We start from the raw sequence: 26106 nt of genomic DNA on the forward strand, positions 1-26106 counted from the left end.
GACTGCTATAAAATTGCGTATAAACTGGTAAAAGCAGTATCATACCAGTCCAATACCAGTCGAATAGCAGTCGAATAGCAGTAGCGGAGCAGACGTAATAATACACCGTCTCACTATAAATTATAAGTAGCTACCTGTTTGATTGGTAATTTTGAATTGGCTAAAAATAAAAAATACATCCAGCTCCGGAACTTCTGGCATTGATCTGAAATAGGGCGCTTTAACTCTCTTTTTTGGGTAAAAGATAAAGGGCCGATAACTCAGAGATGAGTTTATCGACCCTTAAATTAACGCTCTCGCAACAAAGGTGGGAATTATTTTTGAATTGCCAAATATCTCGGTAGATTTTTTTGTCAAATAATTGTTTTTTCGTGAAAAACTGCCTTTAATAAGTAAAGGGCCGATATTTCTGTGTAGAAAATATCGACCCTTACCATCTAAATTAACGCTCTCGATTGTATAAACGATAAGCGTGGCGATTTGTTTTATGAATGCTAATTTTTTTAACGAATGCTTACTTTGCAAAAGCGACCGTGGCAATGCTGAGTTTACTGATTTTAGCTTCAAACAAAACTATCCCACAAGCTTCCAATGTAGCGCCTGTTGTAATGACATCGTCAACCAGTAAAATGTGTTTGCCTTTAAGCATTGTTGGATCTGTAATTGAAAATACCCCCAGCATATTCTCAAACCGATTGTATCTTCCTTTTTTAGTTTGAGTTGTGGTTGAGCGTTTGCGCAATAAGCAATACGTGTTTACCGGGACTTTTAATACCGATGAAATCCCTTGCGCTATGCATAAACTTTGGTTGTACCCTCTTTGGTGTTCCCTACGCCGATGTAAAGGTACAGGAACGATCAAGTCAATGCCATCGTAAGCTGTGCTCAACAATAGCTTTTGAGCAATCATGTTGCCCAGTTTTATCCCCAGGTCTTTGCGTCCCCTGTACTTTAAATTGTGAATGATATTTTGTGTGCGGGCTCCCTTTTTAAAATAAAGTAAGGACATGACGGCATGACAAGGTAAACGGCCCCACAACTGTCGTGCGGCCGCATTCTCTGTATGCAGATGATGATCGGTATAGGGAAGGTAGTATATACATTTTGTACACAGCTGTTCCTCGCCATGATATAAAGAAGTACTACACCCACAACATAGGTTGGGAAACAAGAGGGCTACCAGATCGCTTAAAAAACGTTTAAACAGCATCATGCTGTCAATCTAATTTGTTTTAAGCTTATGCTGGTTAAAAAGAAGTTAATTTTGTTCTTTAACGGCCAACTGTCCACAAGCAGCATCAATATCCTTACCGCGGCTGCGTCTGATATTTGTGTTGATGCCCTGACTTTTCAGGTAATTCGAAAATGCGTCTATCTTATCGCCTTCAGCATTAATGAAATCAGCAAATTGGATAGGGTTGTATTCAATCAGATTTACTTTACATGGGATGTGCTTACAGAACTTCGCCAGCTCCATTGCATCCTCAATTTCATCATTAAAGTTGTTGAAAACGATATACTCGTAGGTTACCGGATTTTTGGTTTTGGCAAAATAATATCTTAACGATTCTGAAAGTGCCTTTAATGAATTGTGCTCATTAATAGGCATAATCTCATTGCGTTTTTTGTCATTCGCCGCATGAAGTGATAAGGCCAGGTTAAATTTAGCCCCATCATCGGCAAGCTTTTTTATCATCTTAGAGATGCCGGCTGTAGAAACGGTGATACGTTTGTACGACATGTTTAATCCATCAGGAGCAGTAATGCGCTCAATAGATTTCATCACATTGGCATAATTGAGCAATGGTTCGCCCATACCCATATAAACGATATTGGTAAGTGGGGCATTGTAGTTTTGCTTGGCCTGCTGATCGATAAGCACAACCTGATCATAAATCTCGTCTGCATTTAGATTCCTTTTACGATCCATATAGCCGGTAGCACAAAACTTACAGGTTAAACTGCAGCCTACTTGTGAACTTACACAAGCCGTCATACGGTCATCCATTGGAATCAAAACGCCCTCCACAATATTACCATCATAAAGTCTAAAGGCATTTTTGATGGTATGGTCGTTGCTGAACTGCGAATTGTTTACGGCTACAACATTGATGGCATAGTGTTCATCAAGCTTATTTCTAAGGTCTTTGGAAAGGTTGCTCATTTCGGCAAACGAACGTGCCGATTTTTCCCAAAGCCACTGATAAACCTGTTTTGCCCTATAGGCAGGTTCCTTCATCGCAGTAAAGTGCTGTTGAAGCTGAGTAAGGTCTAATGAACGGATATCTATTCTATTTGTAGCAGGCATTTAAATGCAAAGTTACCAAAAAATTGCAATACGGATTGTAATCGCGGGGTAAAGGTATAAAAGGCTATCGTTTAGGACTTTTGGTTTTAGCACCCGGGGTACCCGATCTTCCGTTGCCCGGTTTAACAGGTCGTTTGCTAGGGCCACCTGCTTTAAACCAATCATTGCTGGCAGCACCACCTCTTGATTTGCTTGCCGGAACTTTACCAAAAGATTTACCCTTTCCGCCAGCCGGACGGTCTTCTCTGCTTACAGAACCTGGAGCTTTCTTCGCCGGTCTTTTTCCCGGAGCCTTAGGCGCTGCACCTCTTGATCTTCCCGGGGTAACATTTTCTGAGAAATCTTCCTCAGCATATGTCTTAGGTTTTTTATTTACCCGTTTAGGAGCCGAAGCCGCTTCCAATGCGCTTGATTTCGCAACCAGATTAAATATCTCTGTTTGCTCTTCCGGTGTAAGTTCCCGCCATTCGCCTACAGGGATACCCTTCAGGCTAATATTCATGATCCTTACCCGTTCAAGTTTTGTAACCTCAAATCCAAAATGCTCACACATTCTTCTGATCTGTCGGTTTAGACCCTGAACCAATATAATTCTAAATACAAAAGTGCTCTCTTGCTTTACCTTACATTTTTTTGTCATCACCCCCAATACCGGAACGCCTTTAGCCATACCAGCTATAAAGGATTCAGTAAGAGGTTTATTTACCGTTACCAAGTATTCTTTTTCGTGATTATTGCCGGCTCTTAAGATTTTATTTACCAGATCGCCATTGTTGGTCAGGAAGATCAACCCCTGTGAATCTTTATCCAAGCGTCCGATTGGGAATACCCTTTCGCTATGGTTCACATGGTCTACAATATTACTTTTGACACCAGCTTCAGTTGTGCTGGTTATTCCCACAGGTTTATTATAGGCTATTAAAATTGAGTTTTCAACCTCCTTTGGTTCTATAGTCTGTCCGTTAACAGTGATGATGTCACCAAAAAACACCTTGTCACCTACTTTGGCTTTTTTGCCATTGATATATACATTTCCTTGCTCAATATATCTGTCGGCCGCTCTTCTTGAGCATAAGCCACTTTCACTAATGTATTTATTTAACCGTACGGTAGAGTCAGACATGGATATGGGTATAAATTGAAATTATTTACAAAGAAATCAATTTATACCCATATAAACTATCAAAATATTTTAAAGCTTTGTTATTTAAGCTTACATTTCATCGGCGCTCGGTCCATAACTACCCGGAATAGGGATGTTTAGCAATCGCAAATATACCCCCAACTGTGCTCTGTGATGAATGATCTGGTTGATGGTCATGCGTATAATGTCAGCTTTTGGTTCTGCAGTGTAAATCTGCTCACCCTCTCTTAAGGTCCATATTTTATCCAGCACTGCTTCATTTTCAGGTTTTAGTTCCGTCCTGCCATCAGCCAGCGAACGCTCAAAATAAGCCAGTAATTCTTCTGTGCTGTTGATATCCTCAGGTGTATAAGGATTGTTTGCGAAATCAAGTCCATCTGTAGTAATGGCCATTGTAATCCAGGTTGGTAATTCGGCAATATGTGTAGCAAGCTTTTTAATGCTCATGCTTTTTGGATGTGGTTGCCAGTCAAATTTATCAGTTGGAATTCTTTCTAACATTTTGCGGGTAGTTAGTGCTTCTTGCTCTAACTCTTTTAAGTACATGTTTATTCTATTCATAGCTTATTATTGTTTAATAGCACAAAGAAAATAGGAGGTACTGACAACCTTATGTCAGTCTGTATTTAAAAAGTATAAATAAGTTCTTTTATCTGGAAAACATGGACATAACATAGACTTTGGTAGAAAAGTTTATTAATAGTTTACCGGCAGCAATTTCATGTACTCATTGAGTGACATGTGAGCAGTTTTTTTGAAAGGAATATCCAGTATTCTGATTTGATCGATTCTCGATACCCTGAAATCGCGGTATTCACTGCGCAGATGGCACCAGGCAATCAAGTGCCAGTTAAATGCATAAAAGATCAATCCAATAGGCTCAACTTCGCGCTTACTGCTGTCGCTGTTTTGGTTGGTATAAGCTATTTCAATAATGGATTGCACCGAAATGGCATTTTGCAGGGCCGATAAATGATCAAACTCATTTTTAATAGACTCTGGCAGCTGCAATTTGATGTTGTTGTTTAAAAACTCCAGCTTTTCTTTTTGCGAATGTTTTAGTACGGCTTTGACTTTGTTTAAGGCGGTATTATAGTGCGTAGAAATGGATTTATCAGCAAAACCCGCAACCAGTCTTTCCATAATTAATAAAGCATTGGCTTCCTCAGAATTAAAAGAAACGGGAGGCAAAAAATAACCTTGTACAATGAAATAACCCTTTGGTTGTTCGAAGCTAATCGGAATGCCTTGTTCTATCAATGCTTTAATATCCCGATATACGGTTCGCGTACTGATCTCATATTGAGCTGCTATTTTATCAGCAGAAACATATTTTTTGGTTTGTAGCAATAGAAGAATGCCAAAAAGCCGGTCTATTCGGTTCATTTGAGTTTACAGGTTGTTGTTAGCACAAATATAATCCATCTGCTGCTAATAATCTTAGTAGGCAATAAGGTTTGAAAGTAATAATACCGTTGGGAGCAAGTGTGTGATAGTAGTTTTTAGGTGGAAAAATCTTTTATTTGCGTATGATTTCTCATATCTCAGCAACGTATGTTTATCCGGTAGTAGGCGCACCAATAAAAAATGGAGTTCTTTCGATTGATTCGATAGGTACTATTAAGGGTATCTATACACCCGAGGAAGCGGAAGAAAGACAATTAAATGATATTGAATATCATGACGGTTTGTTGGTCCCTGGTTTTGTAAATACACATTGCCATATTGAGTTATCGAATCTCAAGGGCTTAATTCCGAAGCACACCGGATTGCCCGACTTTGTGAAGTCGGTAATTAAATTGCGTACCTCTGATGAGTATGAGCTAAATCTCGCTATGTTAAAGGCGGATGTTGAAATGTATGAGAATGGAATTGTGGCAGTTGGTGACATCTGCAACCAGCTCATATCAAAGATCATGAAAGTAAATACCCCGGTTTATTATCATACCTTTTTAGAGATCATGGGCTTTAATCCTGATCTGGCTAAGGAAGCGATGAAAAGGGCCAAGCAGTTTAAAGATGAGCTGAGTCCTTTGCCGGTTTCTATTGTTCCCCACGCTCCTTATTCAGTATCTCCTGAATTGTTTCATGAGCTTAATGCATATGCCGAATACCAAGATGGGCCGGTGACGATACATAATCAGGAAACAGCAGATGAAAATGCTTTCTTTGAGCAAAAAACCGGTGGGTTTTTAGAACTCTTTAAATTTTTAGGACAGGATATCAGTTTCTTTAAGCCGTCAGGAAAAACTTCTCTACAGACCTATTTACCCTTGTTATCACCGGATTTAAAAACTTTACTGGTGCACAATACCTATACTTCAGCTGCAGATGTAGCTTACGCTACCGGCATTCACCCCAATTTATATTGGTGCTTGTGCCCACATGCAAATTTATATATAGAGAATATGCTGCCTGATGTAAATATGATGAGGGCTGCGGGCTTAAGAATTACCCTGGGAACAGATAGCCTGGCTAGTAATGATGGCTTAAGTATTCTTGCTGAGATGAATTTGTTGCAGGAACGCTTTGATGTCCCTACTGAAGAGTTGTTGAAATGGGGTACCCTTAATGGAGCCGAATTTTTGGAAATTGATCGGCGTTTTGGCAGTTTTGAACTGGGGAAGCAGCCGGGCATAAACCTGATTGAGTTTGCGGAAAGGGATGGTAAAGTGATTTTAGGAGATGTTGTAAAACGGTTGTTTTAATGAAAGGTGATCAGCAATATGGCGAATAGAATTACTGAACTATTTGGAGTGAAATACCCGATCATCCAGGCTGGAATGGTATGGTGTAGTGGTTGGAGATTGGCTTCGGCTGTTTCCAATGCAGGAGGTTTGGGTATTATTGGTGCGGGTTCTATGTATCCTGATGTTTTGCTGGAGCATGTTAGGAAGTGTAAAGCGGCTACCAAAAATCCTTTTGCGGTAAATGTGCCCTTGCTTTATCCGAATGTGGAGAATGTGATGAAGATCATTATTGATGAAGGGGTTCGTATTGTGTTTACATCTGCGGGTAATCCGGCCATATGGACAAGCTTTTTAAAAGAGAAAGGTATCACTGTTGTGCATGTAATTGCCAATACGAAATTTGCATTGAAGGCAGAAGCTTGTGGAGTAGATGCTATCGTTGCCGAAGGTTTTGAGGCTGGTGGCCACAATGGACGAGAAGAAACCACTACGATGTGTCTGATCCCTATGGTATGTGATGCAGTTAAAATACCTGTGATTGCTGCTGGTGGGATTGGGAGCGGTAGAGCAATGTTGGCCGCAATGGCTCTGGGGGCTGAAGGAGTTCAGATCGGCTCAGCATTTGCTGTTGCTGAGGAATCTTCGGCACACCCTCAGTTTAAAAACAAGATTATACATGCAGCAGAAGGGGATACAAAATTGAGCATGAAGAAGGTTGTTCCCGTTCGTTTACTTAAAAATGAATTTGCTGATGCAATAGCACAAGCAGAGGCTGAAGGAGCAGATAAGGATACACTGGTGAGAATTTTAGGCAGAGCGCGTGCTAAATTAGGTATGTTTGAGGGCGATATTGAGCAGGGAGAACTGGAAATTGGACAGGTCTCAGCAATGCTGAAAGAGATAAGACCTGCTGCTGATATATTGGCATCGGTTTGGGAAGAGTTTTTGCGGGAGAAAGAGCGGATTGCATTGATAAAATTATAAAAGTACACATGGAAATAAAACATATAAAAATTAAGATTACCGGGAAAGTACAGGGCGTATCTTTCAGGGCTGTTACGAAAGTTGTGGCCGACCAAATGGGGATTAGGGGGATGATCAGAAATGAAAAGGACGGCAGCGTTTATATAGAAGCTGAAGGAGACGATACTTTACTGGAAGTTTTTATGGATTGGTGTAATGAGGGGACAGATCGGGCCAAGATTGAAAATGTCGAGGTTACCCCGGGAGAACTTAAAAACTATCAGAATTTTGAAATCATTAAGAAGTAGATGTCGGCAATAAAGAAATTTCTTGGACAGACAGCTATTTACGGGGTTACAACGGTAATTTCAAGGCTATTTAATTTTATACTTACACCGTTGTTTACGGGGGTATTTCAACCCGGCGTTTATGCGATCTTTACGAAGATGTATGCTTCTGCATCATTGATCAATGCCATTCTTGCTTTTGGTATGGAAAGTACATTTTTCAGATACCTGAATAAGCATGAAGATAAAAAACAAGAGGTTTATAACAATACATTTTTCTGTGTAGCGCTTATCTCCACACTCTTTTTAATCTCAGGTATTGTTTTCTCGTCACCAATAGCAGCTTATTTTGCCAATGGACCAGAAGAAATGGCTGATTATGTAAAGTATGTGCACTATTTTGTATGGTTACTTTTTATAGATGCGATTTGCGTAATTCCATTTGCAAAAGTTAGGGCTGATGAACGTCCGATGAGGTTTAGCTTGATCAAATTTCTGAACATTGGCAGTTTTATTGGCTTCAACTTGTTCTTTTTATTTGTTATTCCTGCAATTATTAAATTTGGCGGTCCGGTAGGACAATGGTTTGAATCATGGTACAGGACCGGTTGGGTAGGATATGTGTTCATTTCAAATCTGATTGCAAGTGTGCTGACTTTGATCTTGCTCCTTCCCGAACTGATAAAGCTGCAGCTTAAGTTTGACAAAGAACTTTTTAGTAAAATGGTATCCTATTCATGGCCTGTTTTAGTCGCTAACCTTTCTTTTGTAGTTAATGAAAATCTGGATAAAATGATTATTAACCAATTGGGGGTTTCTGAATATAATCTAGGGATTTATGGTGCTGTTTGCAAAATTGCAGTGTTTTTAAGTTTGTTTATTACAGCATTCAGATTAGGTGCAGAACCTTTCTTTTTCAGTCATGCTAAAAATGTAAATGCGAAACAGACTTATGCTACGATTTTGAATTATTTTGTCATCGCCTTAGCGGTTATTTTTGTTGGTCTGATCGCAAATATTGATATCCTTAAGCATTTTATCGCCAGAGAATATTGGGTGGGATTAAACGCTGTGCCTTTTTTACTGCTCGGCTATGTATTCTTAGGGATTTATGTAAACCTGTCTATCTGGTATAAATTGTCAGATCAAACAAAATTTGGGTTGTATATTTCTGTTGTCGGCGCAATAACCACCATTGTGTTGAACATTGTTCTTGTGCCGAAATATGGTTATATGGGCTCAGCATGGGTATCTATGTTAGCTTATCTTGTGATGATGTTGATTTCATACGTGCTTGGACAAAAACATTATCCTATACCTTATGATTTGAAAAGGATGCTGATTTACCTGTTTGCTTCGGTTATCCTGGTCGTGCTTTCTTTTTGGGTATTTAATAGGAATATTTATATTGGTAATGCCTTGCTATTGACCTTTTTGGCAGGTGTGGTTTATTTTGAAAAGGATCAATTGAAACTTATATTGAAGAAACGATGAACGTAAATATCATTAACAATTCTGGACATCCATTGCCACAATATGAAACGGCACATGCAGCAGGTATGGATATGCGGGCTTTTATAGAAACCGAAATCACCATTAAACCTTTGCAACGGGTATTGGTTCCAACTGGTTTATACATTGAACTTCCAGTTGGTTTTGAAGCGCAGATACGTCCGCGTAGTGGTTTGGCTTATAAACATGGCATCAGTATTGTGAATTCACCGGGTACTATCGACGCGGATTATCGCGGGGAGATTAAAGTGTTATTGGTTAATTTATCGGATACCGACTTTGTAGTGAATAATGGAGATAGGATAGCTCAAATGGTGATTGCAAAGCATGAGACCATTGTCTGGAATGCAGTTGAAGAATTAAGTGATACCGCTCGCGGTGCAGGCGGTTATGGACATACCGGTAAATAAATGAAGAAGTTTAAAGTACTTTTATTGGTGTTTTTGGGCTATGTCCCTACGTTGTTTGCTCAAAGGCCTATGGCGCTATTGGCAGATACAGCCATGGTAAAAGTACTTTTTTTTGCTGGTTTGCGCGATAAGCTGAATGAAGATTACAGTAGGGCGAACGAGAGTTTTAACAAAATACTTCAGTTGGATGTTAAGAATGCTGCCGTTTATTATGAAATTGCTATTGTAAATTATCGGCAGAATAATCTTTATGAAGCTGAAATGGCTATTAAAAAAGCTACAGCGCTAGAAGCTAATAACACCTGGTACTGGATGCTGATGGCCGAACTGTATAAACGTAAAGGCGATATGAATGCTATGGCAGGGGTTTTGAATCAGTTGATCAGACTTTCGCCAGATAAACGTGATTATTATTTCGACAGATCCAATGCTTATTTGATGGCTGGTAAAATCCCTGAGGCGATGAAGGGGTATGATGAGTTGGAAAAAAAGTTTGGCCCATCCGATGAGCTTACTCGTGCAAGAAGACGGGTTGTGTCTGGAGGTCCGGTGAACATCTCAGGCGAAGAGGGGCGTAAACATGATGACGGAAAGTCTGGTGTTGAGCCTGCTGTAGCTGAACAGGGGATGCAACTTGCTGAAAGTTTATATAAAAAAGGTGATTTAAATGGGGCACTGGCTCAGTTTAAGCTGGTGTTGCAGGGCGATGAACATCCTTACAGAGCCTGGGAGCAAGCTTTAAATATACAACTGCTTCTCAAGCAGTATAAAGATGCTATAAAAACTGCAGATGCAGCACTGGCTATTTATCCCAATCAGGCCATCTTATATTACTTTATGGCGTTGGCATTACATCAGGACCATCAATATGATTTGGCGCTTACGAATGTTAAGTCGGCTTTGGAGTTGGATGCTGATAATGGAATTTATTTGGAGTTGTACGGTGATGTTTTGTTTGTTCGGGGCGATACAGCATTAGCCTTGGTACAGTGGAAGAAAGCTAAAGCAGCAGGAAATGGTTCAGAAAAATTAACTAGAAAGATCAATGAGCGGAAATATTTGGAATAATTTATTGTGGGCAGGTTTGCTGTCGGCAACCTTGTTGGCTTGTAAAATTAAGAAAGCTGTAGTTGTGGCATCACCACCAGCGATAGTAAAAGAGTTAAGTAGTGAAAATGCCGAAAATATTCAATTGTTGAAGTCTAAGGATTTGGTTTTTAGTACATTGTCTGTTAAGGCAAAGGCTAAGTTAGACCTTGGAGGCAGTAAGAACAATGCTACGATGAATATCCGGATGGAGAAAGGCCGCCGGATTTGGGTGAGCATAACTGCATTGGCAGGTATTGAGGTGGCAAGAGCTTTGATTACACCAGATAGCATTAAAGTGCGGAACAACTTTCAGAATGTATACTTGAAGCAGCCATTTGATTACATTCATAAATTTACCAATGAGCAGGTGAGTTTTGATTGGCTGGAATCTATTTTATCAGGTAATACAATCCCGTATTTTTTTAATGATGAGGCAAAAATTGAGCAGTTAAATGGCCAGTGGATATTGCAGGGTGAAAAAGAAGCACTGGTTTATAAGGTGCTTTTTGACGGTGTGATGAAGGTTAGTGAAAGCACTGTTAATGATGTAACTGCCGGGCAAGCTTTAAAGGTGCTGTATAGTGGCGCTTATCAGGATTTGGGCGGCTCATTGTTTCCCAGTGGGCTCACGATAAATTCGATGACAGGAAATAAAATTGTAAACATTGAACTGGAATACTACAATGTAGAACGCAATGTCCCACTTGATTTCCCGTTTAGTGTTCCTGGGAAGTATGAAGTAATAAACTGATTTTTTTTATACTTTTGACCCAATGAAGCTAAGCAAATTTCTTTTCCTCCTACTATTTATATTATCCGCATCGGTTGCCTTTGCCCAAAGTAGCTCGGAACTTAAAAGAAAAAAAGAGGCTATACAAAGAGAGATTGAGCTGTTGCAGCGAAACCTGAATAAAACGGCCAATAATAAAAAGTTAACCTTAAGCCAAATCAATGCATTAAATGCCAAAATCAAATTAATGCAAGATAAGATTACGGTAATCAATTCTGAAATCAAGAACCTGGACAATCAGATCCATGAAAATACCAATACTGTAATTATCCTTAAAGGACAATTGGGGCAGCTGAAAAAGGACTATGCCGGGATGATCAGATTTGCCCAGAGAAATAAAAATGCCTATGATAAGATGATGTTTGTTTTTGCAGCAAAGGATTTCAATCAGGCTTACAAACGGATTAAATATTTGCAACAATTTGGACAGTACCGCAAAAAACAGGCTGGATATATACAAGGGACACAGAAAGATCTGAATTATAAAATTGTTATTTTAGATAAGAATCTGAAAGAAAAAAGTAATCTTTTGCATGAGCAGGAGAATGAAAAAGATAAGCTGGGTAAGAATAAGACAGAGCAATCTGCTGTGTTGAATAGATATAGTAAGGAGGAAAAACAATTCCGTCAGGATATTGCTACCCGTAAAAAGCAACAGGCCCAGCTTGACCGGAGCATCAGAGCAGCGATTGTTCGTGAGATTGAACTGGAGCGAAAACGTGCTGAGGAAGCCGCAAGGGTTGCTGCAGCAAAAGCGGCAAGAGCTGCTTCCATCGCCGCTGCTGCTGCCGCTGCGAAAGCGAAGGCTGAAAATAAACCAGCACCACCTGCACCAGCTCCTGTAGCTGCTGCAAAGCCAAAGGCAAGTAACAGTGAGTATTTGGCCGCAACGCCCGAAGCCGCAAAATTGTCGGCTGCATTCGAAAGCAATAGGGGTTCTTTACCTTGGCCTGTAGCATCAGGATCAATTACTGAAAGTTTCGGAAAACATAAGGAAGGACAGGCAAGTTACGATAATGCCGGGGTTACGATTCAAACTGCGGACGGTGCAGGAGTAAGAGCGGTGTTTAATGGCAAGGTAACTAAAGTAGGAAATGCATTGGGTAGATATTATGTGCTGATTAAGCATGGTCAGTTCTTTACTGTGTATCAGAATTTAAGGACCGTAAGCGTAAGTGCCGGTGATGATGTAAGTACAAAACAGAATATTGGGACGGTTGCTTCGTCGGGCGATATGCCAGAACTGCAGTTCCAAATTTACCGAGGAGCTGTTGCGCAAAATCCTGCATCGTGGATCGCTAAATAAACTATTGCAATTAATTGTTTATATTTGTTTTAAAGAAGTAAAAATAGAGATTAAGATGTATACAGGGACATTAATAGAGTTTTTAAATATGGGGGGCGGCGAGATTATGCTGATCCTGGTAGTGGTACTTTTGTTATTTGGAGGTAAAAAATTACCAGAATTGGCCCGCGGACTAGGAAAAGGTTTGAGAGATTTTAAAGACGCATCTGAAGGAGTCAAGCGTGAAATTCACAGGAATATAAATTCAGTAGGTATCACCGACGAGATTAATGATTTTAAGTCTGCCATTAACGATGCTGATAACAGCAGACATCATCCTTATGAATATAAACCTGAGGAGAATACCAGCGAAAAGATTGAGTCTGCAACGCACATTGAGCCGACTGCAGATAGCGAACACACAGATAAAACTAAAATTTAATTAAAATATCATGTTTAACACATCATTATTAGCTTTTGGATTAGGCGGCGGAGAGATTGCTGTCATAGTAGTAGTAGTATTGCTACTTTTTGGCGGTAAAAAAATTCCTGAATTAATGCATGGCCTTGGAAAAGGGATTAAAGAATTTAAAGATGGAAAAGATGGTAATGATGATTCTGTTGGACAGAACCGTAATAACCAAAACAAACCATTGTAGGTTTACGAACCCGATTTTTTAATTTAATGTATTCTTGAAGTTTGAAGAAGTATAACTCCCTAAAAGAGATACAAACTCTTATTGAGCATAAAAAGCTTAGTTTGCCAGAGTTATTAGACTATTATTTTAAGCAAATAGAAAAACATGAACACCTCAATGCGTTTAATGAGGTGTTTTTTTATTCTGCGGCTACTCAGGCTAAACTTGTACAGGAAAAGATAGATGCAGGGACAGCAGGTAAGTTGGCGGGGATGGTGATTGGCATAAAAGATAACATCTGCTATAAAGATCATCAGGTAAGTGCTTCGTCTAAAATGCTGGAAGGTTTTGTCTCTCCTTACTCTGCTACTGTCGTAGAAAGACTAATCAGTGAGGATGCCATAATTATTGGTAGGCTCAACTGTGATGAATTTGCTATGGGGGGCTCTAATGAAACTTCTTATTATGGAGCGGTTAAAAACGCAGCTGATCATGAAAAGGTAGCTGGTGGCTCTTCCGGTGGTTCGGCTGTCGCTGTGCAGGCTGATTTATGCTTGTCTGCTCTAGGCACTGATACAGGTGGTTCAGTAAGACAGCCCGCTGCTTTTTGCGGTTGCATTGGTTTAAAGCCTACTTATGGCAGGATTTCAAGATATGGGGTTATTGCTTATGCTTCGTCGTTTGATCAGGTGGGTACCATTACTTCTTCTGTTAGCGATGCAGCAGTTTTACTGGAGGTATTAGCAGGAGCGGATGACCATGACAGTACAGTTTCTAAACATGCAGTTCCTGAGTATTTAAGTGGATTGAAAAATAGTACACCTAAAAGGATTGCTGTTTTGAAAGAGACGCTGGAAAGTGAAGCGCTTGATGTAGATATAAAGGAAGCTATATTAAAAGCTATTGAGGAGCTTAAAAGTCAGGGTCATACGGTAGAATACGTTTCTTTTGATTTACTTGATTACTTAGTGCCGGCTTATTATGTACTGACTACGGCTGAGGCTTCTTCTAACTTGTCTCGCTATGATGGAGTGCATTACGGACACCGTAATCTGGAAGCATCCAGTCTAAATGAACTCTACAAACTATCCAGAGCCGAAGGTTTTGGCGAGGAAGTAAAACGTCGTATTTTGCTGGGAACATTTGTTTTGAGTGCCGGCTACTATGATGCTTATTACCAGAAAGCGCAGCAGGTAAGAAGGCTGATCAGGGAGAAGATGGAAGAAATGCTGAGCAGTTTTGATGTCATAATTAGTCCTGTAACACCAACACCGGCTTTTAAGATTGGTGAAAATATTGATGATCCCCTGGTCATGTATATGGCTGATATATTTACCGTATTGGCATCTTTAACTGGAATTCCGGCAATTGCTATTCCTTTGGGCAATAATGCAAACGGTTTGCCGTTAAGTATACAGTTGATGGCCAGACACTTCGGGGAACAGGAACTGTTGTCTCTATCCCATGCTTTTTTAAGCAGAAAAAATGTTGAGCAATTAACCAACCAGGCGAACTAAACCATCACCGCTTTTAATTACAGCCTGAAATAGATTTTATTAACCTATAAAAAGGAAATAATATGCCTATGAAGATATTAGTATGCTTTGTATGTGCTTTAGCCTTTACCGGCTTTTCTGCAGCAGCACAACAGCCGCAAAAGCTCAATGTAACCGACACAACCTATGTACCTGTTGTAGAAGAAACGCCAACTTTTCATAACCATAATTATATTTATAAGGCCAGACTGGACTCTATTCAGAAAACTGTACCACTTAGTTATAACGAGTTTGTTCAGAACTATATAGATATTTATGCCAGTCGTAAAGACATGATGGGGAAGATGCTCGGCCTCTCTGGTTATTACTTCCCGATTTTTGAAAAGGCGCTTAAAAGTTATAATATTCCGGAAGAGATTAAATATCTCCCAATTATAGAGTCTTCTATGAATCCCCATGCGGTTTCCCGGGTTGGGGCTACAGGCTTATGGCAATTTATGTTTGCGACAGCGAAGGATTACGGTTTGAACATGGATAATTTTGTGGATGAACGTAAAGATCCTATACAGGCCAGTTATGCTGCTGCCGCCTATTTTAGAGATGCTTATGAAGAGCTGGGTGACTGGTTGCTAGCTATAGCTGCTTATAATTGCGGAATGGGCAATGTAAACCGGGCTATTGCCAAAGCTGATTCCAGAGATTTTTGGGAGATAAGAAGATTCCTTCCTACAGAAACGCGCAATTATGTTCCTGCTTTCATTGCTGCAGTCTATGTGATGAATTATTCGGGCAATCATCAGATTAAGGCTCAGCGGTCACCTTTTCTTAAGAGTACAGACACCATCCAGGTAAATCGTTTTGTTTCCCTTCCGTCATTGGCTGAAGCCCTGAACATTGATGTAGAAGAATTATGGAGTTTAAATCCTTCTTATAAGAAGAAGATTATAAATGGTACGACACATTCGCCTAAGCGCGTGATCTTACCCAAGGTGGATCTTCCTAGTTTTACACGGGTATACCAATTGCTGAATGAAGAGGAGTTGGAAGTGGATAGGCATATTGTGTTGGCCGCTAATGATGGCAGTACAAAGCGAAAAGCTAAGGCCGTTGCAAATAAATCTTCTGTTTTATACCATAGGGTTGCCTCTGGACAGAATTTGAGTACCATAGCCAACAAATATAATGTTGAGGTACAAGACTTGAAGGTCTGGAATAATTTAAAGGGATCCGCAATTGTTCCCGGGCAACGGTTAAAAATTTATCCTCATAGTGAAGGGAAGCACATCGCTGCTAGCCCAATGAGAGGCTAATTTTTTTCTGATCTTTTTTTATTTATGGCTTATCAAAAGAATTGTAACTTTGACCCTTCACATAGGATCATTTTATGAGTAAGATTAATAGAAAGCAGGATGCATTAGACTACCACTCTCAAGGGCGGCCGGGAAAAATTGAGGTGATACCAACCAAGCCAACAAATTCCCAAAGGGATCTGACACTTGCCTATTCGCCAGGGGTTGCGGAGCCTTGTTTAAGCATAGCAGAAAATAAAGAAGACGTTTATAAATATACAGCCAAAGGTAATCTGGTAGCTGTAATTAGTAATGGTACAGCAGTTTTAGGACTGGGCAATATTGGCCCCGAGGCGGGTAAGCCGGTAATGGAAGGAAAAGGGCTACTGTTTAAAATATTTGCAGATATTGACGTTTTTGATCTTGAACTGGATGCCACAAACGTTGATGATTTTGTTAAAATAGTAAAAGCATTGGAACCTACTTTTGGTGGGGTCAATTTAGAAGATATTAAAGCACCTGAGTGCTTTGAAATTGAACGCCGTTTGAAAGAGGAAATGAATATTCCTGTAATGCACGACGATCAGCATGGTACCGCCATTATTTCTGCCGCAGCATTGTTAAATGCCTGCGAGCTGCAGAAAAAGAAAATGGATAAGATTAAAATCGTGGTAAATGGTGCAGGTGCTGCGGCAATTTCCTGCTCCCGTTTATATGTTTCTTTAGGTGCAAAGAAAGAAAACATTGTGATGTGCGATCGTTCGGGCGTAATCAGATCTGATAGGGCGAATCTGGATGCTATAAAAGCAGAGTTTGCTACTTCAAGAAAACTGAATACGCTGGAAGAAGCGATGAAGGATTCGGATGTGTTTATTGGTTTATCCTCTGCAGATTGTGTAACAGAGGATATGTTGAAATCAATGGCCAAAAATCCAATTGTATTTGCAATGGCTAATCCTAACCCGGAAATTGCTTACGACCTGGCGATTAAGTCCCGTAAGGATATCATTATGGCTACTGGCCGTTCTGATTATCCTAATCAGGTGAACAATGTATTGGGTTTCCCATACATTTTTAGGGGAGCACTTGATGTAAGGGCGACTGCGATCAATGAAGAAATGAAGATTGCTGCAGTTAGAGCCATTGCCGAGCTAGCTAAAAAATCTGTTCCCGAGGCTGTAAATATGGCCTATAACGAGAAAAATATTAAGTTTGGTAAGGAATATATCATTCCAAAGCCAATGGACATAAGGTTGATGACCAATGTGTCTAGTGCTGTGGCCAAGGCTGCAATTGATTCAGGCATTGCGCGTAAGATCATTACTGATTGGGATGCTTATGAAGAGGAACTGAAACACAGATTAGGTATGGATGATGCCATTATGCGTGCAATTACGAATAAGGCTAAATCTGACCCTAAGCGGGTTGTTTTTGCAGAAGCTGACCATTATAAAATTTTAAAGGCTGCTCAGATTGTTAAAGATGAGAACATTGCGATCCCAATTTTGCTTGGAAATAGAGAGGTAATTGAACGTATTATTGAAGAAAGTGCGCTGGATTTGGAAGGTGTGACCATCATTGATCCGTTTAAAGAGCCAGAGTTGATGCGAAAATATGGTCAGTTCTTGTACGAAAAAAGACAACGTAGAGGTTTAACACTATTCGAAGCTACTAAGTTAATGCGGGACAGAAATTACTTTGGTGCATCAATGGTGGAGTTTGGTGAGGCTGATGCAATGATTTCAGGCTTGACAAGAAACTATGTTTCGACCATTAAACCTGCTTTGCAGGTGATTGGTACTGCTCCCGGAATAAACCGTGTTGCGGGTATGTATATGATGATGACCAAAAAAGGGCCTGTGTTTTTTGGAGATACAACAGTAAATGTAGACCCTACTGCTGAGGAACTTGTTGATTTAACTTTGCTTATAGAGCAATCGGTTAGTAAGTTCAATATTCATCCACGTGTTGCTTTGTTATCATATTCTAACTTTGGTTCTAATGAGGGAGTGATCCCTGAGAAAGTAAGAAAAGCGGTGAAAATATTACATGAGAAACACCCTCATATTGTAGTTGATGGTGAAATGCAGGGTAATTTTGCAATGAATCATGAACTGCTGAAGGATAATTTCCCTTTTAGCAGACTGATAGATGGACCGGCAAATACGCTGATATTCCCTAATCTGGAATCGGGTAATATCGCGTACAAGTTATTACAAGAATTGGGCGAAGCGGAGGCTATAGGACCAATTTTGCTAGGCTTAAATAAGCCTGTTCATATTGTTCAACTTGGTAGTTCTGTAAGGGAAATCGTAAATATGATTACCTTAGCTGTTTTAGATGTTCAGGGCAAGGAACAAGAAGCAAATGCCAAAACAGGCGGTTTATTAAAAAGAATAGCTAAGAAATAATTATGTTCGAATATATTGATGGTAAGTTAGCATTTAAATGCCCTACCTATATTGTTGTGGAGGCTGGTGGTGTTGGCTATCATCTCAATATATCTTTAAATACTTATAGCAATCTGGCGAATACTGAAAGGTGTAAGATTTATACCTGGTTGCACATAAAAGAAGATGCGCATACCCTTTATGGCTTTGCCGATGAAGGGGAGCGCAGGCTTTTTTTACATTTAATTTCGGTTTCCGGGATAGGGCCGAATACAGGACGGATGATGTTGTCGTCTATAACACCTGTAGAAATTCAAACAGCAATTGTAAATGCTGATCTGGCACTGATCCAAAGAATTAAAGGGATTGGTGCTAAATCTGCACAACGGCTGGTACTTGAATTACAAGATAAATTGAAGAAAGAGGGGTCGGGCTCATTAATGGCCGCTCCACTGAACAATACAACAAGAGAAGAGGCGCTATCGGCATTAATGATGCTTGGATTTGCTAAGCCTGCTTCCGAAAAGGCAATAGACAATGCGGTGAAAGTTGGTGGACAGGACTTGTCTGTTGAACAAATGATAAAAATAGCATTGAAGAATTTATAAGACCTGCCATTGAAAACTTTATTGACGCTATTTCTCTTCCTGACTATTTGTTTTGGTGGACAACAAGCTTTTTCACAGGTTGCACCTAAGAAAACGAAACAAGATACTATAAAAAATTCTTTCGGGTTGAAAGAGAAACAGAGGCTTGGCATCAGGTCTATGTCCAATTCCTTTTCACCACTGCCGGATAATGTGCATAGAAAAGTTGAGTACGACGCTGTAAATAAAAGATATGTAATTCAGGAGCTGATCGGCGATAAGTCTTTTGGTCCGGTACAATACCTGACCGTAGAGGAGTACCTTCGTTTAGTAAACAGTGAAATTAAGCGCGATAACTGGCGCGTGCTTTCTGATCAGGAAGTAAATGATGTAAGAAAAACCGGGATTATTCCCAGTTTGAAAATTAACAGTAAGGCTTTTGAACGGATATTTGGTGGCACAACGATTGATATTCAGCCCCGTGGTGAAGCTGAACTTACCTTTTTAGGTAGAATCAATAAAAACGAAAACCCTTTATTTAACCAGCGTCAGCGGGTACAAGGGAACTTCGATTTTAACCAACGGATACAGATGGATGTGATTGGTAATATTGGTACCAATTTAAAGGTCAACATGAACTACAATACCGAAGCTCAGTTTGATTTTGAAAATCAGGTTAAACTGGATTACACTGGTGGTGAAGACGATATTATACAAAAAATAGAAGCCGGTAATGTAAGTTTGCCGCTAAATACAACGCTGATAAATGGTACACAGGCCCTTTTTGGGATAAAAACGCAGTTGAAGTTTGGCAAATTGAATGTCGCTACTGTTTTTACGCAACAAAAGTCGCAATCGCGTCAAATACAGATCAACAATGGTGCGCAGCAAAATGAGTTTAGGTTAAGTGCAGATAATTATGAAGCAAATAAGCATTATTTTCTAGCTCAGTATTTCAGAGATAATTACAATAAATCACAATCTAATCCGCCAACCATCACCTCAGGTGTGTTGATCACTAAAATCGAGGTATGGATTACGAATAGGGCCGGGAGTACGCTGGATTCCAGAGATGTATTGGGTTTTATTGACCTTGGTGAAAATAAACCTTTTAACTCCGGTATCGCCGGCGGGACTTCTGTACTCCCATCAGGTTTTACCAACCCTGTATTCCCAAGAAACTCTAATGACCTGTTGACGAAAATTCCACAAAATTCGAGGCTCACAAACTCTAATGAAATCATTTCTTTTTTTGCAGGTAGTGGTGCTACAGATAACTATGCAAAATTAACTTATGCCCGAAAGCTATCAGAGAGAGAATATAGTTTTCATCCTCAGTTGGGCTATCTATCCTTAAATAATGCCTTGAATGGTGATGAGGTACTTACCGTGGCGTTCCGATATACCTATAATGGTGTGGAGTATCAGGTCGGAGAGTTTGCAACAGATGTTCCTTTTGATCCGGTAACCCCAAAAGTCTTATATACCAAATTATTGAAAAATGAGACAATAAAGACCAATTTGCCTACATGGGGATTGATGATGAAAAACATCTATTCTATTGGTGGTTATCAGATTAGTCCGCAGAATTTTAAATTGGATATTTTTAGGATCGATGAGAAAACTGGCGTTGAAAAACCATTGATACAAGAAGGTGAGAAACTGGACGCTGATCGTAAGCCACTTAATGGCAAGCAGTGGATTCAAGTAACGGGGCTTGACAGGTTGAACCAGCAAAATGAACGTAAACCGGATGGGGTATTTGATTTCCAGACAGAGAACAAACCATTTGGCTCTAATGGAAGTAATGGCCAGAATGCTTCATTTGGTAATGCAGGCAACGTTAGCGGATCTACTAATAGCCTGGTAAATTTCTCTACGAACACGATCAATGGTTACATCACGATAGATCCATTAAATGGACGTATTATATTCCCTGTTATTGAACCTTTTGGTAAGGATCTTGCCAATCAGTTTTTACCTACGGAACAATCGCTCATCGATAAATATACTTTTACTGCGCTTTATGATTCCACTAAGGTTGTTGCTCAACAATTGTTTAGTAATCAAAATAGGTACATCATTAAAGGAGCTTACCAGTCGGAAATTGCTTCAGAGTTTAGTTTAAACGCAATCAATGTTCCAGAGAGATCAGTGAAAGTATTTGCCGGAACCATTCCTTTGCAGGAAGGCATTGACTTTACCGTAGACTATCAGGGTGGCAGGGTAAGGATTATCAATCCGGCCTTGTTAAGTTCCGGGCAACCAATAAGAATAACTACAGAAAACAATGAGTTGTTTGGATTACAGCAGCGGTCTTTATTTGGTACTCGACTTGATTATAGGGTTAACAATAAACTGAATCTGGGGGGTACTTTTATGAACCTTACAGAGAAACCCCTTACCCCTAAGGTAAATATTGGTGAGGAACCTATTTCGAATACAATGTGGGGATTGGATATGAACTACAGTTCGCCGTCAAGATTTCTGACTAAACTTGTGGACAAGCTACCGTTCATATCTACCAAAGCACCATCTAACATTACTTTTTCGGGGGAGTTTGCGCAATTGATTCCGGGACATCCAAGTGCACTGAATTTTGGTGGTCAGAAAGGCGGGATAAGTTATCTGGATGATTTTGAGGCCACACGTTCGGTGATAGATTTAAAAAGTGCTGTTGCCTGGCAGATATCGGGAACTCCGCAGCTTTTTCCGGAAGCGAGCAGAATGGATGACTTGAGCTACGGTTTTAACCGGGCTAGAATTGCATTTTATAATATAGATCCTATTTTTTATAATCGGAATTCTACAGATATTCCTGCAAGTTTAAGGAATAACATAAATGAGCGTTCTAATCATTATGTGCGTGAGATTATTGAACAAGAGGTTTTTCCTTTTAAAGAAACAAGTACCGGGCAGGCCTATACCTTGCCAACGCTTGATGTCGCATTTTATCCTAATATCCGAGGTCCTTATAATTATACAACTACTGGATTTAATGCCAACGGAACATTAACCAACCCTAAATCAAGATGGGGCGGTTTGTTCAGGAAAATTGAAACCACCGATTTCCAAGCATTAAATATTGAGTATCTTGAACTTTGGGTAATGGACCCAAATATTTATAAGCCAAATTCGACTGGTGGTGATTTATATTTTAACCTTGGAAACATTTCAGAAGATATCTTAAAAGATGGGCGTAAATCGTTGGAAAATGGTTTGCCTGCAAATGGCGATCCAAATGCTTATGATGAAACCAACTGGGGTAGGGTACCGAAGCTGCAACCCGTAGTACAGGCATTTGATAATGACCCTGCTGCCAGAAAAGCACAGGATGTGGGACTGGATGGATTGGCAAATGCGGATGAGCGGGTAAAGTTTGCTAAACTGATTAGTCAGATTAAAGGGCAGTTAAATCCTGATGCAGCGGCTGAGTTTGACAATGATCCTTCATCAGATGACTATGTATACTTTAGAGGCAGACAACAGGATCAGATTAATGCTGGTATCTTAAAACGCTATGAGAAGTATAATGGTACTGAAGGAAATTCGAAGACCTCGCAACAATCGATGGAAGACTTTGGTGTGGACAATTCGGCATCTACCTCTTTGCCCGACGGGGAGGATATCAATAGGGACAACAACATGAACCAGACTGATGAGTATTTTCAGTATAAAGTTTCTATGCGTCCAGGGGATTTAATGGTTGGGCAGAATTTTGTTACAGACAAGGTTACTTCACAGGTTAAACTGGCTAATGGTCAAACACAACCTGTAACCTGGTATCAGATCCGTATCCCATTGGCGCAGTACCAGCAAAAAATCGGAAGCATTCAGGATTTTAAATCTATTCGATTTATCAGAATGTTTCTGACAAATTATGCGGATACTACAGTTTTGAGATTTGCAAAGATTCAGCTGGTAAGAGGAGAATGGAGGCAGTACAATGCAAATAATGAGGCCGCACAGGTTATTCTTGATCCGCCATTACAAAATTTAGGACCGGATAATTCAACTATTGAAGTATCAACTGTAAATATTGAGGAGAATGGTAAAAGAACTCCTATCCCTTATGTAGTGCCACCGGGTATTGAGCGTGAACGTGATTTTAGCAATTACCGTGGGGACACGAGACAGAATGAGCAATCACTGGCTGTAACGATAAAGAACCTACGTGATGGTTATGGAAGGGCAACATTTAAAACGGCATTAAACGACTTTAGGTCGTACAAGCACCTGGAGCTATTTATTCACCTGGAGGCATTGGGCAATTCGATATTAAATGACAATGACCTGAATGCTTTTTTAAGGATTGGAACGGATAATCAGGATAACTATTACGAATATTCATTGCCTTTGAAAGTTACCAGACCGGGTACAAGTGATCCTTATGCGATATGGCCGGATCAGAATAAAATGGACATTGAGCTGGAGCTGTTCCAGAAAGCAAAATTAGCCAGGAACAAGGCACTTGATGTAGATGGATCTCCATGGAACATTAGTAAGCCTTTTAAGTATGTGGTGGACGGGAGAACGATTGTTGTAAAGGGACAACCTGATATGAGCAAGGTGCGGGTATATATGCTTGGGATCCTGAATCCATACCGGAATAGTGCAAATGGTATCAATGATGATGGGCTGGAGAAGAATGCGCAGGTCTGGTTTAATGAAATGAGGCTAACCGAGTTTGATGAACGTGGTGGTTGGGCAGCTACAGCAAGGATGAATGCTAAACTGGCTGATTTTGCAGATGTGAATATATCGGGTAGTAAATCGACAATAGGTTTTGGATCATTAGAAAAACGGGTTAGTGAAAGGAACCGTGCAGATAATGTGTTTTTTGATGTTTCATCAAGTATGGAACTTGGAAAGTTCTTCCCTCAAAAAACAGGAATTAAGATTCCTATGTTTGTGAGTTATTCGAGCCAGGTGAGCACGCCTCAGTATGATCCTAAAACACCTGATATTGAATTGAGTAATGCTTTGGATAATGCATCTAAATCTGAGAAGAAAGCGATTTTAGAGTATGCTCAGGATTATACTACAAGGAACAGTATCAACTTCACCAATGTACGTAAGGAACGGACTAATCCTGATAAGAAACCTCAGGTATGGGATATTGAGAACTTTAATGTAAGTTATGCTTATACGAAGTTTGCACACCGTGATTTTATAAACGAAAAGAATATCCAGCAGACTTACAGAGGATCCCTGGGGTATAATTATTCGGGACAGTCGAAAACTGTTGAACCTTTTGCGAAAATCATCAAGACAAATACGCTTGCTTTGTTAAAGGATTTTAACGTAAATGTATTGCCAAATGCCTTAAACTTCAGAGTTGATGTGGATCGTTATTATTCGGAAAACACATTAAGAAATAACGACCCTAATAATTACATTCCTATCAATACAACTTATAATAAGAATTTTTTGATTACCCGGGTTTATGGTATTTCCTGGAACCTAACGAGATCATTAACATTGGATTTTGATGCCACAAACTATTCCATTATTGATGAACCTGATGGTAAGATTGAGGGATTGAAGCGAGATACTGTATGGCAAAATTTAAAGCAACTGGGTAGAACGACGGACTATAACCACAATATGAATATTACTTATTCTCTGCCATTCAATAAGATTCCGGGCATGGATTGGGTAACTGTGGCAACCAGATATGGGACTAATTTTAACTGGCAGACTGAAGCTTTATCGACCTTAAGAGATCCATTGATTAATTTAGGTAATACCATACAGAACTCCAGGACGATACAATTGAATCCAACTTTTAACCTTGCTGGTTTGTACAATAAGTTCGGTTTTATCAGACGGGCAAATGCAGGTGGGGATAGCCAAACCAGCGGTTCTTTTTTTGTTGGTTTGTTAACCAGTATAAAGAATGTAAATGCGGCCTTTACTCAAACCAAGGGTACATTTTTACCCGGTTATCTACCGAGGACAAGTTATTTTGGTCTGGACGACGTTACCGGAGCTCCGGGTCTGGGCTTTGTATTTGGAAGTCAGCGTGATATCAGAGAAATGGCTTTAAGTCATGGATGGATTACCCGAGACACTTTGCAGACACAACTTTACATCAATACCTTAAGAGAGGATTTAAGTGTAACAGGTTTAGTTGAGCCAATAAAGGATTTGAGTATTACGCTTACGGCAAATAAAAACAGGACATTAAATTATTCTACTAATTTTAGGTATGATCAGACAATCCGGGATTTTCAAAACCTGAGCCCTTTTACAACCGGAGATTATAGCATTTCCTACATTTCTATTGGGACAGCATTTTCCGAAAAACAAGGCAGTGTAGTCTCTAAATTATTTAACCAGTTTATGTCCAACAGGCAGGTGATTTCTCAGCGTTTGGGAGAGCAGAATGTCAACTCTGTTGGTAGTTCATCATCGGGTTATGCAGACGGTTATGATAAGAATTCGCAGGATGTGATTGTCTCCGCTTTTTTGGCTGCTTATAGCGGGAAGAGCGCGTCAACAATTAATTTAAATTCTCAGCCAAAGATTCCATTGCCAAACTGGCGGTTGAATTATAGGGGCCTTACCAGAATTTCTTTCCTTGCAGAAGAATTCAGTTCAATAGACATCAGGCATTCATACCGATCAGTATACAGCATCAATGGCTTTAATTCCTTGATTCGTTATAAGGAAGATAATGGTTATGTAGTGAGCAGGGATGAAAACAAAAACTTCTTGCCTTACTATCAGTATGCCCAGGTTACGATTGCCGAGCAGTTTTCTCCACTGATCGGTGTAGATACACGGTTAAAAAACAACATGACAGCTAACTTTGAACTTGGCAGAACACGGATGTTAGGACTGAGTCTGGCGAATAGCCAACTTGCGCAATTGTCTGAAAATAATATGGTTTTTGGCCTGGGATACCGTACAACAAAATTCAGGTTCCCTTTTGGGTTGTTTAAAGGCTTGAAAACGGATAACAATATGGACTTTAAGCTGGATGTAGCTATAAGGGATAATAAGACGGTTATTTATAGGGCTGATGTTGCCGAAGCTGAGGTTTCTTCGGGTGCTAAAAACATTACCTTACGACCAAGTGTTGATTATATCTTAAATCAACGATTTAATGTGAAGGTATTTTATGATTCAAATGTTACCAAGCCATACACCTCTCAAACGTTTAATACTTCGTTTAGTAACTTTGGTTTTAGCTTAAGGATTACGCTGAATTAGAGTTGTTTTA

Annotated in this window: 20 protein-coding genes; 15 read left to right on the forward strand and 5 right to left on the reverse strand. The window is 39.8% G+C overall.

Features of this window, described 5'->3' with window-relative positions; genetic code table 11:
- Nucleotides 1-514: 514 nt before the first annotated feature.
- From P0Y49_00925 to P0Y49_00945, 5 genes are all read right to left on the reverse strand, one after another.
- The gene (locus tag P0Y49_00925) at nt 515-1213 is read right to left on the reverse strand and encodes a phosphoribosyltransferase family protein (protein ID WEK19719.1); all 699 of its coding nucleotides are present in this window, start codon (nt 1211-1213) and stop codon (nt 515-517) included.
- A 45-nt stretch (nt 1214-1258) separates the two neighbouring features.
- Nucleotides 1259-2308, reverse strand: coding sequence for a 23S rRNA (adenine(2503)-C(2))-methyltransferase RlmN (gene rlmN / locus P0Y49_00930; protein ID WEK19720.1), 1050 nt, complete (start codon nt 2306-2308; stop codon nt 1259-1261).
- Nucleotides 2309-2372: 64 nt separating this feature from the next.
- Entirely contained in the window at nt 2373-3431 is a 1059-nt protein-coding gene (gene rluF / locus P0Y49_00935; GenBank protein ID WEK19721.1) for a 23S rRNA pseudouridine(2604) synthase RluF, read from the reverse strand.
- A 90-nt stretch (nt 3432-3521) separates the two neighbouring features.
- Complete coding sequence (locus tag P0Y49_00940; protein ID WEK19722.1) at nt 3522-4013, reverse strand: DinB family protein; 492 nt, start codon at nt 4011-4013, stop codon at nt 3522-3524.
- 135 nt (nt 4014-4148) lie between these two features.
- A complete protein-coding gene (locus tag P0Y49_00945; GenBank protein ID WEK19723.1) occupies nt 4149-4838 on the reverse strand; it encodes a YafY family protein in 690 nt (229 codons plus the stop codon).
- 143 nt (nt 4839-4981) lie between these two features.
- Here P0Y49_00945 and P0Y49_00950 point away from each other — a divergent pair, with 143 nt between their 5' ends.
- The 15 genes from P0Y49_00950 to sprA all read left to right on the forward strand — a co-directional run bounded on the left by P0Y49_00950 (nt 4982) and on the right by sprA (nt 26096).
- Nucleotides 4982-6160 (forward strand): amidohydrolase family protein, encoded by a 1179-nt coding sequence (locus P0Y49_00950; protein ID WEK19724.1) that lies wholly within the window; start codon nt 4982-4984, stop codon nt 6158-6160.
- 18 nt (nt 6161-6178) lie between these two features.
- Nucleotides 6179-7126: a nitronate monooxygenase gene (locus P0Y49_00955; protein WEK19725.1), complete on the forward strand. Its 948-nt coding sequence runs from the start codon at nt 6179-6181 to the stop codon at nt 7124-7126.
- Nucleotides 7127-7140: 14 nt separating this feature from the next.
- Nucleotides 7141-7413, forward strand: a complete 273-nt coding sequence (locus P0Y49_00960) for an acylphosphatase (protein ID WEK21761.1) — start codon at nt 7141-7143, stop codon at nt 7411-7413.
- Nucleotides 7414-8886 carry a polysaccharide biosynthesis C-terminal domain-containing protein gene (locus tag P0Y49_00965; GenBank protein WEK19726.1) on the forward strand — a complete coding sequence of 491 codons (1473 nt, stop codon included), beginning with the start codon at nt 7414-7416 and terminating at the stop codon, nt 8884-8886. It abuts the gene before it with no gap.
- On the forward strand, nt 8883-9314 hold the full coding sequence (dut, locus tag P0Y49_00970; GenBank protein WEK19727.1) for a dUTP diphosphatase: 432 nt from the start codon (nt 8883-8885) through the stop codon (nt 9312-9314). Before P0Y49_00965 ends, dut begins: the two co-directional genes overlap by 4 nt.
- Nucleotides 9315-10382 carry a tetratricopeptide repeat protein gene (locus tag P0Y49_00975; protein ID WEK19728.1) on the forward strand — a complete coding sequence of 356 codons (1068 nt, stop codon included), beginning with the start codon at nt 9315-9317 and terminating at the stop codon, nt 10380-10382. It abuts the gene before it with no gap.
- Nucleotides 10360-11154: a DUF4292 domain-containing protein gene (locus P0Y49_00980; protein WEK19729.1), complete on the forward strand. Its 795-nt coding sequence runs from the start codon at nt 10360-10362 to the stop codon at nt 11152-11154. Before P0Y49_00975 ends, P0Y49_00980 begins: the two co-directional genes overlap by 23 nt.
- Nucleotides 11155-11176: 22 nt before the next feature.
- A complete protein-coding gene (locus tag P0Y49_00985; GenBank protein WEK19730.1) occupies nt 11177-12499 on the forward strand; it encodes a peptidoglycan DD-metalloendopeptidase family protein in 1323 nt (440 codons plus the stop codon).
- Between the two features lie 55 nt (nt 12500-12554).
- Entirely contained in the window at nt 12555-12920 is a 366-nt protein-coding gene (gene tatA, locus P0Y49_00990) for a twin-arginine translocase TatA/TatE family subunit (protein ID WEK19731.1), read from the forward strand.
- A gap of 10 nt (nt 12921-12930) precedes the next feature.
- Nucleotides 12931-13137, forward strand: a complete 207-nt coding sequence (gene tatA, locus P0Y49_00995; GenBank protein ID WEK19732.1) for a twin-arginine translocase TatA/TatE family subunit — start codon at nt 12931-12933, stop codon at nt 13135-13137.
- A 41-nt stretch (nt 13138-13178) separates the two neighbouring features.
- Nucleotides 13179-14633 (forward strand): Asp-tRNA(Asn)/Glu-tRNA(Gln) amidotransferase subunit GatA, encoded by a 1455-nt coding sequence (gene gatA, locus P0Y49_01000; GenBank protein WEK19733.1) that lies wholly within the window; start codon nt 13179-13181, stop codon nt 14631-14633.
- Nucleotides 14634-14701: 68 nt separating this feature from the next.
- Complete coding sequence (locus P0Y49_01005; GenBank protein ID WEK19734.1) at nt 14702-15922, forward strand: transglycosylase SLT domain-containing protein; 1221 nt, start codon at nt 14702-14704, stop codon at nt 15920-15922.
- Nucleotides 15923-15996: 74 nt separating this feature from the next.
- The gene (locus tag P0Y49_01010) at nt 15997-18312 is read left to right on the forward strand and encodes an NADP-dependent malic enzyme (GenBank protein WEK19735.1); all 2316 of its coding nucleotides are present in this window, start codon (nt 15997-15999) and stop codon (nt 18310-18312) included.
- Between the two features lie 2 nt (nt 18313-18314).
- A complete protein-coding gene (gene ruvA / locus P0Y49_01015; protein WEK19736.1) occupies nt 18315-18899 on the forward strand; it encodes a Holliday junction branch migration protein RuvA in 585 nt (194 codons plus the stop codon).
- Between the two features lie 9 nt (nt 18900-18908).
- Nucleotides 18909-26096 (forward strand): cell surface protein SprA, encoded by a 7188-nt coding sequence (gene sprA / locus P0Y49_01020; GenBank protein WEK19737.1) that lies wholly within the window; start codon nt 18909-18911, stop codon nt 26094-26096.
- Nucleotides 26097-26106: the final 10 nt, after the last annotated feature.

The organism is Candidatus Pedobacter colombiensis (genome assembly GCA_029202485.1).
GTDB classification, from domain to species: Bacteria; Bacteroidota; Bacteroidia; order Sphingobacteriales; family Sphingobacteriaceae; genus Pedobacter; species Pedobacter colombiensis.

What these genes read in the sequence shown, in the direction of transcription:
- rlmN (WEK19720.1), bottom strand. Translation starts at nt 2,308, where the DNA reads ATGCCTGCTACAAATAGAATAGATATCCGTTCATTAGACCTTACTCAG.
- rluF (WEK19721.1), bottom strand. Translation starts at nt 3,431, where the DNA reads ATGTCTGACTCTACCGTACGGTTAAATAAATACATTAGTGAAAGTGGC.
- P0Y49_00985 (WEK19730.1), top strand. Translation starts at nt 11,177, where the DNA reads ATGAAGCTAAGCAAATTTCTTTTCCTCCTACTATTTATATTATCCGCA.
- P0Y49_00980 (WEK19729.1), top strand. Translation starts at nt 10,360, where the DNA reads ATGAGCGGAAATATTTGGAATAATTTATTGTGGGCAGGTTTGCTGTCG.
- P0Y49_01005 (WEK19734.1), top strand. Translation starts at nt 14,702, where the DNA reads ATGAAGATATTAGTATGCTTTGTATGTGCTTTAGCCTTTACCGGCTTT.
- P0Y49_00965 (WEK19726.1), top strand. Translation starts at nt 7,414, where the DNA reads ATGTCGGCAATAAAGAAATTTCTTGGACAGACAGCTATTTACGGGGTT.
- ruvA (WEK19736.1), top strand. Translation starts at nt 18,315, where the DNA reads ATGTTCGAATATATTGATGGTAAGTTAGCATTTAAATGCCCTACCTAT.
- P0Y49_01010 (WEK19735.1), top strand. Translation starts at nt 15,997, where the DNA reads ATGAGTAAGATTAATAGAAAGCAGGATGCATTAGACTACCACTCTCAA.
- P0Y49_00940 (WEK19722.1), bottom strand. Translation starts at nt 4,013, where the DNA reads ATGAATAGAATAAACATGTACTTAAAAGAGTTAGAGCAAGAAGCACTA.
- P0Y49_00955 (WEK19725.1), top strand. Translation starts at nt 6,179, where the DNA reads ATGGCGAATAGAATTACTGAACTATTTGGAGTGAAATACCCGATCATC.
- P0Y49_00945 (WEK19723.1), bottom strand. Translation starts at nt 4,838, where the DNA reads ATGAACCGAATAGACCGGCTTTTTGGCATTCTTCTATTGCTACAAACC.
- P0Y49_00975 (WEK19728.1), top strand. Translation starts at nt 9,315, where the DNA reads ATGAAGAAGTTTAAAGTACTTTTATTGGTGTTTTTGGGCTATGTCCCT.
- P0Y49_00925 (WEK19719.1), bottom strand. Translation starts at nt 1,213, where the DNA reads ATGATGCTGTTTAAACGTTTTTTAAGCGATCTGGTAGCCCTCTTGTTT.
- P0Y49_00950 (WEK19724.1), top strand. Translation starts at nt 4,982, where the DNA reads ATGATTTCTCATATCTCAGCAACGTATGTTTATCCGGTAGTAGGCGCA.
- tatA (WEK19732.1), top strand. Translation starts at nt 12,931, where the DNA reads ATGTTTAACACATCATTATTAGCTTTTGGATTAGGCGGCGGAGAGATT.
- tatA (WEK19731.1), top strand. Translation starts at nt 12,555, where the DNA reads ATGTATACAGGGACATTAATAGAGTTTTTAAATATGGGGGGCGGCGAG.
- dut (WEK19727.1), top strand. Translation starts at nt 8,883, where the DNA reads ATGAACGTAAATATCATTAACAATTCTGGACATCCATTGCCACAATAT.